The sequence below is a fragment of the Clostridium sp. FS41 genome (assembly GCF_000954015.1).
GTDB lineage: Bacteria > Bacillota > Clostridia > Lachnospirales > Lachnospiraceae > Enterocloster > Enterocloster citroniae.
The window spans coordinates 1-16,972 of the sequence record NZ_JYHN01000092.1; the positions used below are offsets into that span (position 1 = coordinate 1).

The 16,972-nt window shown below is 41.6% G+C and carries 18 protein-coding genes; 3 read left to right on the forward strand and 15 right to left on the reverse strand.

Annotated elements, in window-relative coordinates; genetic code table 11:
• Positions 1-153: 153 nt before the first annotated feature.
• Genes CLFS41_RS27225 through CLFS41_RS27255 form a run of 7 tightly spaced genes read right to left on the reverse strand, consistent with a single transcriptional unit; the run spans position 154 to position 1,728 of the window.
• On the reverse strand, positions 154-357 hold the full coding sequence (locus CLFS41_RS27225; RefSeq protein WP_045094153.1) for a hypothetical protein: 204 nt from the start codon (positions 355-357) through the stop codon (positions 154-156).
• Positions 341-529, reverse strand: coding sequence for a hypothetical protein (locus CLFS41_RS30310; RefSeq protein ID WP_045094154.1), 189 nt, complete (start codon positions 527-529; stop codon positions 341-343). Before CLFS41_RS30310 ends, CLFS41_RS27225 begins: the two co-directional genes overlap by 17 nt.
• 17 nt (positions 530-546) lie before the next feature.
• On the reverse strand, positions 547-681 hold the full coding sequence (locus CLFS41_RS31065; RefSeq protein ID WP_278280209.1) for a hypothetical protein: 135 nt from the start codon (positions 679-681) through the stop codon (positions 547-549).
• 16 nt (positions 682-697) lie between these two features.
• The gene (locus tag CLFS41_RS27240; protein ID WP_045094155.1) at positions 698-976 is read right to left on the reverse strand and encodes a hypothetical protein; all 279 of its coding nucleotides are present in this window, start codon (positions 974-976) and stop codon (positions 698-700) included.
• Positions 977-993: 17 nt separating this feature from the next.
• Complete coding sequence (locus tag CLFS41_RS27245; protein ID WP_045094156.1) at positions 994-1,221, reverse strand: hypothetical protein; 228 nt, start codon at positions 1,219-1,221, stop codon at positions 994-996.
• A 20-nt stretch (positions 1,222-1,241) separates the two neighbouring features.
• Positions 1,242-1,505: a hypothetical protein gene (locus tag CLFS41_RS27250; RefSeq protein WP_242856931.1), complete on the reverse strand. Its 264-nt coding sequence runs from the start codon at positions 1,503-1,505 to the stop codon at positions 1,242-1,244.
• Positions 1,477-1,728, reverse strand: coding sequence for a helix-turn-helix transcriptional regulator (locus CLFS41_RS27255; RefSeq protein WP_242856932.1), 252 nt, complete (start codon positions 1,726-1,728; stop codon positions 1,477-1,479). The genes CLFS41_RS27250 and CLFS41_RS27255 overlap by 29 nt, the downstream gene beginning before the upstream one ends.
• 232 nt (positions 1,729-1,960) lie before the next feature.
• On the opposite strand from CLFS41_RS27255, the gene CLFS41_RS27260 reads away from it, so the two are divergent.
• The 3 genes from CLFS41_RS27260 (at position 1,961) to CLFS41_RS27270 (ending at position 4,368) form a co-directional block, all read left to right on the forward strand.
• Positions 1,961-2,386: a helix-turn-helix transcriptional regulator gene (locus tag CLFS41_RS27260; RefSeq protein WP_045094158.1), complete on the forward strand. Its 426-nt coding sequence runs from the start codon at positions 1,961-1,963 to the stop codon at positions 2,384-2,386.
• Between the two features lie 10 nt (positions 2,387-2,396).
• Positions 2,397-2,834 (forward strand): ImmA/IrrE family metallo-endopeptidase, encoded by a 438-nt coding sequence (locus CLFS41_RS27265; protein ID WP_045094159.1) that lies wholly within the window; start codon positions 2,397-2,399, stop codon positions 2,832-2,834.
• Between the two features lie 160 nt (positions 2,835-2,994).
• Positions 2,995-4,368, forward strand: coding sequence for a tyrosine-type recombinase/integrase (locus CLFS41_RS27270; RefSeq protein ID WP_045094160.1), 1,374 nt, complete (start codon positions 2,995-2,997; stop codon positions 4,366-4,368).
• A gap of 188 nt (positions 4,369-4,556) precedes the next feature.
• On the opposite strand, the gene CLFS41_RS31070 is transcribed toward CLFS41_RS27270, so the two are convergent.
• The 8 genes from CLFS41_RS31070 to CLFS41_RS31225 form a co-directional block, all read right to left on the reverse strand.
• On the reverse strand, positions 4,557-4,724 hold the full coding sequence (locus CLFS41_RS31070) for a helix-turn-helix domain-containing protein (protein WP_270279788.1): 168 nt from the start codon (positions 4,722-4,724) through the stop codon (positions 4,557-4,559).
• Between the two features lie 2 nt (positions 4,725-4,726).
• Positions 4,727-5,569: a carbohydrate ABC transporter permease gene (locus CLFS41_RS27275; protein WP_045094161.1), complete on the reverse strand. Its 843-nt coding sequence runs from the start codon at positions 5,567-5,569 to the stop codon at positions 4,727-4,729.
• 3 nt (positions 5,570-5,572) lie between these two features.
• On the reverse strand, positions 5,573-6,478 hold the full coding sequence (locus CLFS41_RS27280) for a sugar ABC transporter permease (RefSeq protein ID WP_007860341.1): 906 nt from the start codon (positions 6,476-6,478) through the stop codon (positions 5,573-5,575).
• 64 nt (positions 6,479-6,542) lie between these two features.
• The gene (locus CLFS41_RS27285; protein WP_045094162.1) at positions 6,543-7,880 is read right to left on the reverse strand and encodes a sugar ABC transporter substrate-binding protein; all 1,338 of its coding nucleotides are present in this window, start codon (positions 7,878-7,880) and stop codon (positions 6,543-6,545) included.
• A gap of 33 nt (positions 7,881-7,913) precedes the next feature.
• On the reverse strand, positions 7,914-9,098 hold the full coding sequence (locus CLFS41_RS27290; RefSeq protein ID WP_007860343.1) for a PLP-dependent aspartate aminotransferase family protein: 1,185 nt from the start codon (positions 9,096-9,098) through the stop codon (positions 7,914-7,916).
• Positions 9,099-9,165: 67 nt separating this feature from the next.
• On the reverse strand, positions 9,166-9,858 hold the full coding sequence (locus tag CLFS41_RS27295) for an FCD domain-containing protein (RefSeq protein ID WP_007860344.1): 693 nt from the start codon (positions 9,856-9,858) through the stop codon (positions 9,166-9,168).
• A gap of 187 nt (positions 9,859-10,045) precedes the next feature.
• On the reverse strand, positions 10,046-10,999 hold the full coding sequence (locus tag CLFS41_RS27300) for a hypothetical protein (protein WP_045094163.1): 954 nt from the start codon (positions 10,997-10,999) through the stop codon (positions 10,046-10,048).
• Positions 11,000-11,291: 292 nt separating this feature from the next.
• Complete coding sequence (locus CLFS41_RS31225; RefSeq protein ID WP_347469131.1) at positions 11,292-16,718, reverse strand: alpha/beta hydrolase domain-containing protein; 5,427 nt, start codon at positions 16,716-16,718, stop codon at positions 11,292-11,294.
• Between the last annotated feature and the right edge of the window lie 254 nt (positions 16,719-16,972).

The following is a 16,972-nucleotide window of genomic DNA, read 5'->3' on the forward strand; positions in this document are numbered from 1 at the left end:
GATACGATACCATTGCTGTACCATCAATCGTCTTGTGTTCCAGTTTCATGTTTCATGACCTCCCCGGAATACTTTCTGGCCCGTTCTCTGTCCTTGCTATGGCACTTATCACACTCTCTCCATTGTTCAGGATCAAGAAAACAGCCACAGGAATCACAATGGTACGGATGCATCATTACCGGCCTCCTGCTGTGCTATTCTTTTTATCCCCAGGATGCTGAATACAACATCATTATCTGCATACTTAACCGAATTGACGTATTCCTGTACAGCATTGATCCTTTCAACTGCCATCTGTCCTTGGAGAAACAGATCCACAGGCACGTTATTCATTCTGATTTCAGTAACATTTGCCATCTTTACAACCCCCTTCTATCTGTGCTATATTATCTGTAGAGTTAATTTTCATCTGGCCGACCGGAGTTCGCACCTCCCTCGGCCTTTTTCTTGCTTTTCCGTTTCCCCAGCCGAAGGGGTTAATCCCCAGGGCTGCTGCCGCACGGTTTGTCCCGTTTCTGCGTCTGCTCATCCTGCACCTCCACTATGTTATATGGAAAACAGCCTTACCATTCTGGTTTTTCCTTTGGTGATACTGACAGCATATCCAGCCTTGACCAGATATTTTGCCATCTCAAGCTGTTCCTGAGAGTTGAGCTTGCTTCCGGGTATTAATATCCTCACTGCGTTCACCCCCTTCCTATATAGGCACATATAAGGTAACATTATCCTTACATGCCTCCCAACCGCCGCTATAGCAGGGTCTGTATCCACCATCCGTCCATTTTATGCACGGAAATATATGTACGCAGAGTTCTTTTTTACCATAACTGCTCCGCAGGATTTCTGTGGATTCTATTTCATACCCATGGGTAATCCGGGCTTGTACATTCCCACTCACAATTTCCCCACATGGATACTCCGCTTCCACAAGTTCACTGATGGTTTGGTATTTTGAGTCCTTATAATATTTTTGCATGGCTTGTCCCTCCTTCCCTATATTGATATGTACCCGGTCCAGGTAAGGATCAGGAGTGTAACCGTCACTGCCAGCATGACCGCCAGGGCCATCCTCCAATGCTCTGACTCCCTCTGCATCATCCGCTCCTCATCCAGCCCTCCGGCCAGCCAGATGTTGGCCTGTGTAAGTTCTGTGGTTAGATCATGATTGCACCGGGCCGGGTCTGTCGTGATGGGCATGTACTGGATGTCTGCTCTGCTCATTTGGCTTCACCTCCATCCTATCAACTAACATCTAAAACATCTTCCTGCGGTAACTTGGGTTCTCCATCCGATAGATATACCTTTATTCCCATATTCCATAGTTCCTGTATGGAAAATTCTTCCGGGCGTTTCTTCCGCTGCGAAAATGTCCACGGCGATACCCCGGCTTTCTGCGCCATTTCCTCATCACCAAATCCATCCAATGTCTTGCGGCTGTTTATGCAGGCCATTATCCTGCGGCGTTTCATGGTAATTTCAAGAGGTCTTGTTTTCGGCATTGTCATTATCCTCCTTCATAGCACTTTTCTTTGTGGCCTCATTATCTGAAAAATACTCTACAGGAACATCAAAATATTTTGCAAGAATTAACAGTTTTTCAAACTTTGGTTTACTACGTCCTGCTTTCCAGTATGAAAAAATATTTTCGGCAATTCCCGTATCTTTAGACACTCGATAAGCCGTTTTTCCTGTTTTAGCCAACAAAGCTGAAAACTTCTCATACAACATTCATCACCTCCTAACGAACAAAATTCTTATTGCAAATACTTCACATATGTGATATACTTCAATTACCAGTTAAAGTATCACATTTTTAATGCATCACATGTTGGTAATGATTTTTGTTTTTACTACCATTTAGTGAAGCATGGTTATACTATACCACCATGCCGTGTAGTAGTCAACATCATTTTACTACCATTTTGTGAAATATGCATTTTTTGTTAAAGGAGCACAAAAAATGTACGAGATTTTTGAGTATTTATTACAAAAAAATGGTGTTACCACTTATCAAGTGGCAAAAGCAACCGGTATAAGCCAATCCACTTTTAGTAATTGGAAAAGTAGAAGGAATCTGTTAAGCCCTGATAAGGCCAAACTAATAGCTGATTATTTTGGTGTAACATTAGACTACCTAATGACAGGAAAAAAAGAAGCTAATAGCGAAGATGTTGTGATATCACCAAAAGATGAGAGAGACATTACAAAGGACTTACGTAAAATGATGGAAAATATCAGAAATGATAAAGATGGCCCTCTATATTACAATGGAGAAGAAATCGATGAGGCGTCACTAATATTACTGGAAAATGCCTTAGAACATGCCATGAGAGAAACTAAAAAAATTAACAAAAAGCGCTTTGGTCGCAGAAAGGACCCCAAATAGGTGGTTTTGGTTGAATAGACGTATCAAGCGTATTATTGCTTATTACAAAAGAAAACTTGGAACCAATGATCCTCTAAAGATAGCCCAGTATCTTAAAATACAGGTGTATTTTTGTCCATTGGGAAATATTGCAGGAAACTATGTGTACATACGCCGTGTCAAATGGATATTTGTCAATTCAGATATAGAAGATGATGTTTTTAGGCAAATAGTGCTGGCACATGAATTAGGTCATGCCATTCTACACCCAAAGGAAAATTGTGCCTTTATGGCCCATCAAACGCTATTACTGACCAGTCGTATTGAACGCCAGGCAAATATGTTTGCCGCTCATTTACTTATTAGTGATGATTTATTAAGAAACTTTTCAGATTTTACCCATAGTCAATTTTGCGATTGCACAGGATACCCCGAAGAATTATTGAATTTACGTCTTATAGAACAATAAAAGCTCCTGCGCTACCAACGCAGAAGCTTTCACATAGATACTATTGCCTGATTGAGTCAATGCAATAATATAGGCCTCGTAAACCTAATCATATTATATCATTTGACTTCAAAAATGGCAATGGATGTATTTTGATTACTCATTTTTAGGAGGATATGATATGGCAGAAGCAAAACAACTTCCTTCCGGTTCATGGCGTGCCTTGGTATATACACATAGTGAACAGGTGTATGATGATTTAGGGGCACCTGTCCGTTACCAGAATGGGAAGTTAAAGAAAAAGAAAATGTATGAATCTTTCACAAGTACTCTTCCCGGAAAAAAAGGGAAAAAGGAAGCCGAACGGATGGCCAGTATCTTTGAGGCAGAAATGGAACGCAAAAGCCGTCCTGAAAGCTGCACTGTCTCTGATGCTATTGATAAATACATTGCATCCTGTGATGCATTGTTATCTCCGACTACCATCCAGGGATACAGAAAGATGCAGCGTAATGGTTTTAAAGGTATCATGAATATGAAGCTAAAGGACCTTACTACCGAACGGCTCCAAGAAGCTGTAAACGAAGAAGCTAAACGGACATCAAAAAGAAATAAGACCAACCCTAAGCCGATATCCGCCAAAACTGTTATCAATGAGTATGGCTTATTAACTGCCGTATTTCAAAAGTATTACAAATCATTAGATTGCGCTGTACGACTTCCCAAAAAGGATGAAGTAATCAAAGAGCTTCCACCACCAGAAGTTATATATAATATTGTCAAAGATACCAAAATAGAACTTGCTGTCATGTTGGCAATGTGGCTCAGTTTTTCTATGTCTGAAATAAGGGGGCTTACCAAATCAAAATCTGTAGATGGTGATTATCTTACCATCCGTGAAGTGGTTGTTGATGTGGATGGAAAACCACTGCGAAAAGGACAAGCCAAGCAGTCCACTCGCATAAGACGCCATGAAATTCCTCCCTATATAAAAGATTTAATTGACAACGTAGAAACCGATCAGCTTATTACATTAAGTGGACATGCAATATATTGTAGATTCGTCAGATTAATGCAAAAAAACGGACTTCCACATATGACATTTCATGATCTGCGTCATATCAATGCATCTGTCATGGCTTTACTCCAGATTCCGGATAAATACGCCCAGGAACGCGGCGGATGGAAAACAGACTACACAATGAAGAAGGTATATACCCATACTTTCAGTCAAGGACGGTTGGAAGCAGATAATAAAGTTAATGACTACTTTGAGCGATCATTAAACCTTGAAACTGAAAATAATACCCCTATATGTGTTGGAAAAATATCAGATACAGATTACATGTTCGTAGTTAATGGATTACAGCGTGTTGTCCGAATTGGTGATCGGATACAAATAAAGTATGAGAAAAACAAAAATCTCATCAATGCCCGCGGCTATCTTACTAGTGTTAATTTAGATGAGATGATGCTTGGAAATAGAAAGTTCCTTATGCGTACAGTAAGAGATTTTATTAATTTGCCACAACACGAGCCACAACACGAAAGTTGAAACTGTACGTATTTACAAGCATTATGTAACATCGGATTGTGGTTCGATTCCCCTCAGCTCCATGCTGGATAATGTCGGATAATCCTTATTTTATAAGGGTTTCCGGCATTTTTTTTTAGAAGGAGCATTACTGGCATGTCTGTTGTGTGAGTAGATTCCAGATTCCTTCATTACTCCCGATCACGATTCTATTCTTCCTCCACAAACTCTACAATATCTTGAAGCTCACATTTAATGATCCTGCATAGCTTTTCAGCTGTAAGCATGGTTATATTTTGATTATGTTTCAAATTATAAATCATCCGACTGTCAATCCCTTTTTTGATCAATTGATATATCCCCCTGTTTCTAAGCACACCTATCCTTTAACGGACCCTGCAGTTAACCCTTCTATCATATATTTCTGGGCAACAGAAAATAGTAGTATTGTGGGTATTAATGCCATTACTGTTCCAGCTGCCATTTCTCCCCATTTTATGTCGTACTTCAAAATCAAAGCATTTAACCCTACCGGGATTGTTTTATACTTATCCTTATCAATAAACATGATTGCCATAAATAACTCATTCCAGGAATTAATAAAGGCAAATATAAATGTTGCTGCAATTCCTGGTTTCATAACAGGTATGATAATCTTTCTTAGTGCCGCACCATAGCTGCAACCATCAATCCATGCTGCTTCTTCTAATGTTGAAGAAATTCCGTCAAAAAAACCTCTTAATGTAACCACTGAAAACGGAATCATCATATTTGTATACAACAATGCCATTACCCATATATTATTTAGCATATGGTGTTTTGAAAGCATTTGATATAACGATGGCAACATTATAAACGTGGGAATCATCTGCGTAATTAGATAAAATAACAACAATGGACTTTTCAACCTGAATTTAAATCTTGAAAGAATGTAACCCGCACCAATTCCAATCATACTCGCAAAGGTTGCTGCAACAGTTGACACCAAAAGGGAATTACTCATATACCTTCCAAAATTGCCTTTCCATAACATTGAAATATAATTAACCAGGCTGGGCTTTTGTGGTAAATATTGAACCGGAAATGCATAAATCTCTGCCTGACTGCCCTTTAATGAAGTCACCAGCATCCAAAAAAAGGGGAACATGACAATTACCAAAAATAATAATAAAACGCCATATTTAAAAAAATCCAGAATAAACTTACTATATTTTCTATCCATGCCTTAATCCTCCGAATTTATGCGCTTAGTGGCTATTAAGTAGATTATGGTAAAGATGATCAAGAATAAAATGGATAATAATCCAACAGAAGAAGCTAAACCATAATCCAAACTCTGGACCAATTGCATCATATACGAAGTGACAATATGGGACGAACCAGCTGGCCCACCTTGTGTCATTGAATATATTAAATCGGGAAAATTAAAAATCCATATTGTCCTCATTAATACAGTCAGCAATAAAACGGATTGAATGGATGGCACTGTGATATTCCAGAACTTTCCAAATGCGCTGGCACCGTCCACACTGGCTGCCTCATATAAATCTTCGGAGACGCCTCTTAATGCTGCGGTAATCATAATTGTAAAAAATGGAACTCCATACCATATATTGGCTACAATACAAGATAATAAAGCTGTATTTTTATCGGCCAACCATCCAATCGGCTCACTTATAATTCCTATACGGCTTAGAATATCGTTAATCACACCTGATGTACCATTAAACATCCATCGCCATATAATACCAATGACAAATCCCGAAACAGCCCAGGGAAAGAATACTAAACCCTGATAAATTCCGGATCCCTTGAACTTTTTCTTGAGTAAAAGAGCAACACCAAAACCAATCAAAAACTGAAAAAGCAATGAAACGCAAACCCACTTTACAGTATTTCCTAATATCACATAAAACGAATTACTCGCATTCGGCATAAACAATTTTTTAAAATTACCGAATCCGATCCATCGGATATTTCCTATATCCATAAGATTATAGCTTTGAAAAGCCATAATACTTCCTTTAATCATTGGATAATATGTAAAAATCATTGGAAGAACAATAGAAGGGATAAGTAATAGGATAATGTACGCTCTTTTTTTCCGTTCCATTTTACCAATACCATTCATCTTTTCCGTATCTCCTTTTTCCTATATGAGGGAGAGGTAATTTTCACCTCTCCCGGGTTTATGTTTAATACTTTCTTCCCTCCTGCTGATATGCATCCTTCCAAAAATCATCCAGCCACTCCAATAGATCATCCGTGCTTATTTCCTCAGTTAACCACTTTTGATACATCGTATCCACATTCGTTTTATAGGTGGCATATGCGTTATACATCATTGGTTGAGTAGCACAGCGATAAACCTCCCCCTTTTCAGCCATGTCCATATAGATTGAGAATCTACCCTCTTTGAAAAAACTGTCAAGCTCAGGTGCATTGGAATGAATTGGAATTGTAGCATAATTTTTTGCAAAATATGTGTTATTTTCGGGATTAGACAGATACAGTATAAAGTCTGATACCTCATCCGGATGTTCTGTAAATGAAGTCATTGCCCAGCCAGCAAATCCATTTGGGAAAACCGCCTGTCCTGATGGACCTACCGGAAACTGGATTAATTCCCACTGTTCTTCACTCATATCTGCTTCACAAGATGCAATGACCTCTGGGTCCTGTATCAGCATGGCTGTTGTTCCGCCAACAAAACCCTGAACCATCTCCGCAAATCCCCATGCAATTGAGTCCTTTGGAGAGCAATCTGTATATAAAGATTTATAGAATTCCAGTGCTTCTTTTGTTTCCGGCAACGTAAAGATCGTTTCCCCCTCTTTCTCTTTCAAATAATATCCTGCATCTGGATTTGCCAATAGATCTGTTCCAATATAACTCCATATCACAGTATCCGCATACTGATGTCCCAATGTGCTGCCACGGAATGCAAAGCCAAACCGGTTCTTACTTGAATCAGTTAATTCTACTCCTGCGTCATGAATATCCTGCCAGGTCTTAGGCAACTCAAGATTGTTTTCTTTAAACCAATCTGCCCTGCAATATAGTCCTCTCCATAAAAACCCATAAGGGATTAAATATGCCTTATCCCCAGTTTTATAAATAGCCGAATTGGCTGCGCTGGTTAAGGTATCCTTATTTTCCCATTGATCCAGCCATTGATCCAGTGGCTGGATCCATTGGTTATTCACATACTGTGTGATCGTCAAATCCCTTGTCTCCACAATATCTACTCCTGATCCACTCATCAGCATCTGTGTGATTTTATTATCGGCATTTTCCAGTGGCGGAGAAATAATTTCAATGGATATATTGGGATGTTCCTGCTCATACTTATCTGCAATTTCACGGATAATAGCAGTTCGATCCGGACTGGTCAGAGATTCAACCATTGTAATAACAATGTTTTCTTCTCTTTTCATACTGTCTGTTTCCTGTTTAACTGCCGATCCCCCGCATCCTGTCAACATTCCTGCACCCATTGCTAACGTTAACATTGTTGCAACCATCTTCTTCATACATTATATCCTCCTTCATTTTTGTTTTTGTTATCATAAGATTGAAAAGGCCTTCTCCAAATCCGCGATCAATAGGTCATCTCCTTCCAGTCCGCAGTGTATGCGTATAATATTAGCAGAGGCCCCCAGCCATGAAGCTTCCTGATCTGTCATTCTTGCATATGGCATCTCCACCAGACTTTCAAAGCCACCCCATGATACCCCGATTTTAAATATTGAAAGCGCTTGACAAAACTTTTTTGTCTGTTCCATCGTACTGTCAATTTCAAAACTCATAAGACCACAATTACCCTTTTGTTGTTTTTTCATCAAATCATATTGTGGAAAGGACGGTAAGCCTGGATAATTTACGGTTTTTACCCTGGGGTGCTTATCTAAAAATGCAGCAACTGCCATTGCATTTTTTTCATGCTGCCTTAGACGGACCTCAATTGTACGTAATCCCCGGATTGCCAGCCATGCCTCCATTGGTCCTAATATGCCTCCATACAATTCTCTATGAAGCATCAGTTTTTTTAATAAATCCTCATCGTTTGCAATTAAAACACCACCTATAATGTCGCTATGTCCGCCTATGTATTTGGACATTGTGTGCATAACTATATCTACCCCTAAATCTAACGGATTTTGAAAAATCGGTGTACAGTACGTATTATCAATATAGGTTTTTGCATTATGTTTTCTGGCTATCTGTACTACCTTGGATATATCCTGCAAACTCATCACGATTGATGAAGGACTCTCCAGTACAATCAAATCGGTATTATCAGTAACAGCATCCTCAAACTCTTCAATAAGATCACCTTTTACAAATGTTACGTTCATCTGGAAATATTCTTTACAATACTGGGTAAGAAACGTATTTAGCGGTCCATATACATTTCTGACACAGACAATATGGGCGCCCGCATGGCATACGGACATTACAGCGGTTGTCGCCGCAGCCATACCGGATGAATACACAAATGCTTTGGTACCATGTTCCAATGCCGCGATCTTATCTTCCAGAATTCTAACTGTAGGATTCTGCACCCTCCCATATACATAAACATGCTTGTCATTTTTATCACTGTCAAAATATGCATCAATAGATGGAAATACATTTAATGAATTCAAAAAGACAGGCGGCACAATTGCATTGTAATAATTTTCATATTCCTCTCCATAATGGGTCTCAATCAATCTTGAGTCTTCCAAATACTTACTTTGATCTGTCATCTTTCTTCCCTTTCTTTGTAAGGTATATTCTATGTGCTATATGCTATATTATAGCTAAAATTAAAAATTATTTAATACCTGCATTTTCTAACTCTCTCCGTATATCTTTGATGATCTCTTCATTCGCATTCAGAGCGCGCTTTAAATTCCGGTCTTTTATGGCCTTATATAATTCTAAATGGTACGGCATACCTTCTTCAAATGGATTTTCTATGTCCAGTGGATCATTCCAAAAAGCATCAAATAAGTCGCTTAGAGTTGTCATCATTTGATACATCACACTGTTATGGCAGCACATATAAATCTTATAATGAAAATTCCGGTCCTCGTTGCGCTTTTCTTCTTTCTTATAAAATTTATCCATTAAAATATCTGTGATTTGACCTAACTCAGAAATCTCCGCTTCCGTTATTCTCCTCACAACCATTTTAATGATTTCACGTTCTAATACATGGCGCACTTCCAATGCTTCCAAAAGCCGCTCTTTCTCTTTGTGAAAACCGATTGACAACTGGATAAAATCATTTCCATAATTAGATCCGACAAAAACGCCTTTTCCATTCCGTACTTCTAGTAACCCCTGCGCCTCCAGAGTTTTTATGGCTTCTCTCAAGGAGGTCCTGCTCACCCCCATTATCTCAACCATTTCCCCTTGTGAGGGAAGTTTGTCACCTCTTATCAGTCCTTCTTCCTTTATGTAATCCTGAATATATTTTGTTATTTCAGACTGCAATGAAACCCTTTGTATTTTACGGTGCATATATTGTCCTCTCAATGTAAATCGCACAATTTACACATAATTATTTTTTTCAATATACTATCTTCTTATCAAAATGTCAATATATTCCACAATATAAATGCTTTTTTATCTGCTTTTCCCAAATTATAGCAGCCATTATTGTGCAATAATTTTTATTATCACACCTCAGCCAAGAGGATCTTTCCCCTTATCTTTGTATCTCAAACGTGCCCAGGATTTTATCAATATCGCGTTTCAGCGCAGCATTTGTGCGCCCTGTTATGACCATGGCCATATATACTTTGTTATTATATTCAAAGCTTATGCCATTCATATAGGCGATCATTTTATAGTCCTTATTGATATTCTTCTCAACACTTCTGGTATATTCTATTCCATCTATCGTATATGTCTCTTCGCTTATGATCTCATTCACATAATCATCCGTCTCAGGATAACCGCCCGGCTCTCCCTCAAACATTACCACGATCATCCGTCTTCCCGTACCGGTGATCACATGCATCACACCGGTTGTATCATAAAACTTATCCCCTTCTTCAGAATTACCCGGCATTAACATGGACACGCCGGAATTTGCCAGTTCACGCCGCTGCCATGCGGTAAGATCTTCCGGCTGCTCATACCGCATAAATGCATGGAAAGTGACAACTAAGCCTGATATGGCAATCAGCCCGGCAATTACTTTGGACGGTATTTTCCTTTTCCCCTTATATTCATCCTCCGGTAAAACCTCCGCCTTATCAACCATGACCGCCATTGCCAGACAGCTGATCACCGCCAATGGGACTATGTACAGGATAAAATATACCACCCATAACATGACGTGGTCAGGGGACGGAAGCATCATACAAAAATATAATAACATGGAAAATATTGCCGCCAATACACTTGTTAATGCATATATCAGGCCAATGGCCCGATTCTTCCTCACGCTGCTGTCAGGCAGGAAATATAACAGCATAAGCGCTGTTCCGGCCAAAGACTCATACCATATGGGGCATTGCCCCATCTCCAGTATGTAAGGCTGACCTACCATTGATGACAGGAACTCACTGACCATTGCAGCCAGAATGGTAAGCAGTCCATTTATAAACGCCGCTCTTTTTAAATAAACTATCTTTTTATCTAAGCGATCCACCATTACCCCCATAAATCACAGTCAAAAATTCTGTAACAATGACCTTATCCCATAGAATGCATCATGCCTGCTGACACAGGGAACCATATCCCTAAGTTAGCAGGCCGGTGCATTGCATAAAGTGAATTTATTATATCTGAACCAATGGCAAAAGTCAAACCTCCCCGCCTCTTTTAGATGCCGACCCCCCCGGCTTCCGCTGCTTTGGAATTTTTTCCTGCCGCCATTGCCGGAAGACTGCACACCAACAGCAGGGTGGCTGAAGATTGCTCTCAGTCACCCTGCTGTTTATCTTTTATTCATTATTTCGCTGTTCCCCGTTCCAAACGCCATCATTGTCTACATACCAGCCATCGATCCAGGTATTTGTTAACAGTTTGCCTAATGTTCCATCGGAAACCTCGTTAAAGTAATACCACTTTCCATCAATTTGATGCCAGCCCACATACATATATCCCTGGGTTCCGTCAGAGTATGGATGGAGATAGAACACATGATCTCCGTCCCTAAACCAGCCTGTTGCCATATAACCGTCTTCATGGAAATAGTACCAGCTTACCACATTATTCCATACCAACTGTCTCCACTCTCCATGAGGCCAGCTCTTATCTGTAAACTCAAACCACCAGCCCTTTTCGTCCTGATGCCAAGCACCCGGAGTATTGGATGAGGAAGTATAAACCCTGCCGCCGTTTCCGGAGCCGCCGGAACCACTGCTTCCAGAGCTGCCGCCGTTCTCACCCGGGGTAGGATCAACCGGTTCTTCCTCATTATCGTCCACATAAGTAAGTCCAAAACCAAGTTCGTAATAATTGCCCTCACTGTCTTTGTATGCGTAAGCTTTTCCGTTCTCATCTTTCATGGATGCCGGCATATACTGATCCTTCTCATAGCCAGGCACATCATTTGGAGATATGCACACACCGTCCGCATTGACAGCGATCACACTGTCGTCCTTTGGAAGGGTAATGGGCATCTTGCCGGTAGGCTCATAGACACCTGTGATTACATCCATGGTTGCCGTTGTCAGGGTATCAAAACCAGCCAGGACCACATCTGAATAAGGTTCTACATTACCCAACATCCAGGCCAGGGTAAAGTTTACATTTGTCACAACTTTACCGCCGTTCGCTCTTACTGCCTCTGAGATCGCCTTGATGGATTCTGCATTCTCAATAGTGGATTCCGTATGAGTGTCCGCCACCGGGCGCCCTTCATCATCCACATCATGGACGATCTTATCCGTACATATATCCAGCTCAAGGTACCCCTTTGTTGCAGAGAAATAGTTGCCGGAGGATGGATTGACAAACAGTAATGCATAGTCTGCTTCGTGATAATTGTTGGTAAGGCTGATGTTGTAATCCCCGGACATAATGCTTCTCTGAAGCTCTGAAGTTGTGCTGGCCGAATTGCTCTGTCCAAAGTACTGGATATAAACTTTCTTCCCTGTCAGCTTATCAGCAGTCAATGGAAGGGTTCCTTCCCCATCTTTTAAGAGAACCACTGATTTCTGATGGGCCTCATATGCTTCATCCCAGTTATCCTGGTTATCTACCGTCTCTTGAGCAGTATCCGGATCGCGGTATGGATTCTCAAAAAGACCGAGATCAAACATTTCTTTTAACAGCCGCACATTGGACCGGTCAAGCGCTGCTGTTGTTAATGTCACATCCGCCACCTCATAACCTGCAGGAACTACACCTTCAGTCGTATAATAGTCGGATTTTCCGCCATCAGCGCCTCTGTTCCAAGCTTCAATGATCGAATTAACATCATTTGTATCACTTATGATATCTGTTCCCACATTGATCGCCAATGCATTTCTTTCAGGAACATCCAGTTCCTCAACTCCCCAGCACATATTGCCGGTAATACCGCTGTCGCTGTTTACATATCCCTCATGTCCTATCTGCTCACGGAGGATATCGTTGATAAATACCTTATTAAACGCAAACCCTACAGGAACCATGTCAATGGGATTTCCTTCCAGGTCATACTGTGTTTCACTCTTTTCAGCTGCCGGTTTTGCATAATATGGCATGATAGAAGCTACACGGTTTTCCACTGCCTTGATAAATGCCGGAAGGTGATATTTCTCCAAGCTGCCTTCCGTCTGATATACATTCCACTGTCCCTGTGAATAGTGGGGATCGAAACCGTTCTCTCTTGCACCGCCTCCTGGGAAATGTTTTACAGTCAGGGCAACACCATCTGCCTGCACACCATCCGAACCGTTCTGGAATCCATCTACCAGCCTTCCAATAATATCGCTGATCAATTCAGGATCCTCTCCAAACGTTCCATAGGTCCTCTGCCATCTGGGATCTGTCATGGTATCTGCCATGTACATATATCCCTTCTTTAAGCCTGACGCATCCCATTCATTTCTGGCAATCTCTGCAAAGCGGCTGATAAGACCCGCATCTCCTCCACGGGCAATATCTCCCATAACCGCTGCCGCCAGGCCTAATGTGCCAGGCCATGTGGAGAATACGCCTGACGCATCATTCATACCAAACGTCATCTGTCCATTTTCATTTCTGGAATTAGAAGCCACAACAACCGGGATTCCCAGTTCTGTCTTTTCTGCCACCAGGTTCATCTGGTTGATCCAGGAAGCCATATCCTCGGGTTCCGGATTTTGACGGAGTATAAAGTGCCTCAGCCCCCAGTCCACAATTGCTTCCGTTGTGCCCAGTGTGCGTGACACACCGAAAATTTCGGAAGACATGTCATCCGTGTTGGAGGTTTCATCCAACAGGCCGGTTGCCTCGTCAGGATCGGAACTATTGATACCCATACCTCTGGAATTAATAACCATCATTCCTGCTTTGTCCTGGATCGTCATCTTTTCAACTAAATCTTTTGCTCGTGTTTCAGCATCTTCCCGCCAGTCTTCGTACACATCCAGGATACCATTACCATTGGAATCTTTGAAGTACATACCGTCTTGCTCAATAATGCTCTTCGCAGTGGCGCCAATGGTTGGTCCGTTGCCGTTTTCCCTATAAATAATACTGTCATACCATGCCACAACTGAATCTTGTGATGCTACAGGAATCGTGGAATCAATATCGTTAAGCACCATAAGCTTCTTGGGCTCAGCTATTTCATAAAGTCCATCCACACCTACTGCATCCACCTTAAAACCATAGAAACGCTTAAATACATTCGTATATGTATATGCGCATGAATTATCCGCCTTCTTGATTCCAAGGTACAGCCTGGAAGGATTCTGTCCTAATAATTCCTCTGCTAAGGAGGCGGTTTGGCTGATGATATCCCAGATCAGGCCGTTCTCCTGTCTTGTCGGGTCTGCCTCCTTCTCCAAAACCTTCCAGCTGCATCCATACTTCTCAGCCGCATCTGCATCTGCCGTAATGCCAATATAGGCAATTCCTTTGGCTTTCAGTTTTGTTATATCAAACTCCGTATCATTATTAGATATAAGTCCAATCACTGCCTTGCCATTAAAATTATCCGGTATGCAAACCCTGATATAGTTGGTATATGCCTGGGCAGGCTTTCTGATATAAGGGATATCCTCCAGCAATACACCATAGATATTGGCAGTACCGCTCACTTTATAGGTCATTTCCTTATATCCGTCTTTTTCTTCCACATCACCTACCATCTTAATGGAAGGCTCACTTTTCATGGATTCTTCAATATTAGTAAACCATGAAGGGCGATATCCAAATATGGGCTGATTTTCCGCTATGGACATCATACGCTCACGTTCTTCCTCTATCAGGTAGCCCTCTGCAATCGCATCATCCAAAGCGGACTCGTACTGATCCAGATAGTCCTCCCTATCTGCATACAGATCTTCCAATTCCTCTCTGGATATATATACCATGGAGCCGCCGTCTGTAGAGTAGTTTCCATTAACGCCCCCATAATACTTTGCTACAGGCACCGTGATCTGGGGAGGAACAATACCCTCTGTCAGGTTTCCATAGTCATCTCTTGCATCCAGGTCAATATCATCAGCCTGGAAACCGGCCGGCATATCCCCGCCATCCGTCCATTCAATGAGGTTTGCCAAAACAGAGTTGACATAGGAATCCATATTAAGGTCCGTGTTTGTATTGGGACGCCCTGTATCCTTATCTGTCTTCATTGCCGGATAATACCCAGCCGGACGCCCTGCCTGGATCTGAAGTTCATCCGTCAGGTCCGGAGGGAAAATCTTGGATGAGTGGGCTCCGCCTGCGATCACGTAATGGCGGTACATATTCTCTCCCGGCTCATCGCCGTCTTCTTTAATATAATTGGGATTTATTTTAACGCAGGCACTGTAATCATTCTCTCCCTCCACCAATATATATGGCACTGGAGAATCATACGGTGCGGCAAAGCTTCGGGTTTTACCGCCGCTGCTAAGGGCTGAGTCCGCAAATGCTCCGACTACATTAACGAAGCCATCAAAAACAGCATCTCCCTCCCCCTCATCAGAATTATAATCTATTCCCACTGCATTGGCTTGTCCAAAGCAGTTAACAAACGTGTTTAGATACATACCTGACTGCGACTGCCCCATGAGGAATACCTTGTCCGCCGTATTTCCCCCCAACAGATCACAATCCTGCTGCTTTAGCATAACGCCTAACTGACCTAACATATCCCAGAACAAACCGTTCCTGTCGTCATCATTCAGGCTGCTGGTGCCCCATTCCAGTTCTGCATACCGCTTGGAATCAAATTTCTTAAGAGATTCCACATTGCAGTATTTTGAAGTGATTCCCACATAGGCATATCCATTCCGCATAAAATAATCGTAACTTCTGCGCCAAATATCGGGTAGATCCACTTTACTGCTGGCATTCAGTATATCCACAAAAACCACACCGTTAAAATCAGCTGGATCCTCCGGCATATACACAAATACCCTGTTTACATAATCCTGCGCCTTTGGTCTGGTTGCATTGCTGGATGTTGCAGTCACCACTTTATGGTCGTCTTCCAGATCATAGACATGCGCTTTTCCTTTCAGGAAATACTCTGTCTCTTTATAATTATATTTATCAGTAAAACCAATATCCTGCTTTGTTCTTCCGTTTTTCTGGCTTAGATACATGAAACTGTCATCTGTTTCAGCGATCTCCTCATAAGCAGGCGTATTGTTATATGTAGTAATTACCCTTTCCAGCATCTCATCATCCAGTGAATTATTACGGCTGGCTTCACTGGGAGTAGCCTTTGTGGCCTCGCTGGGAGTAGCGGTCTTTTCTTCCTTTAAGCTTAAAGAGGCAGATGCACCTGCACCCTTGATTGCATCTTTCTCTCCTGTTTCCTCTTCTAACTTGTCCGGATCATCAACGTCCGGTGTTTCCGGGTTATCGGTATCCGGCATCTCCGGGCTATCCGTGTCCGGCGTCTCCGGGTTATCGGTATCCGGCGTCTCCGGGCTATCCGTGTCCGGCGTCTCCGGATTATCCGTGTCCGGCGTCTCCGGATTATCGGTATCCGGCATCTCCGGGTTCTCCGTGTCCGGTGTCTCCGGATTATCCGTGCCCGGCGTCTCCGGGCTATCTGTATCCGGTGTCTCCGGGTTATCTGTTTCTGGTGTTTCTGGGTTATCTGTTTCTGGTGTTTCTGAATTATCGGTTTCTGGTGTTTCTGGATTATCGGTGTCTGATGTATTATCTTCTTCTCTTTCAATCTCTTCAGCGTAAGAATTAAAGGGTTTTATACCCCCCCCCCCCTGCTGCGACACTGTTTCCTACTCCTAGACTTGATCCCATCATAGAAGCGGCAAGAACTAAAGCCATAACTGGTTTTAATCTTTTTTTCATAAACCTTTTCTTACCCCTTTCTTAATCTTTGCTTTTCATCCTTTTCGCGATTAAGGAATGAAGTACAAATAAAAATACGGTCTGGCCATACTCGTATTAACAAAATGTTAACATTTATAAATATTATATAAAGATTTTCATACATAATAAATAGTAAGTTTTTAACATTTCTAGT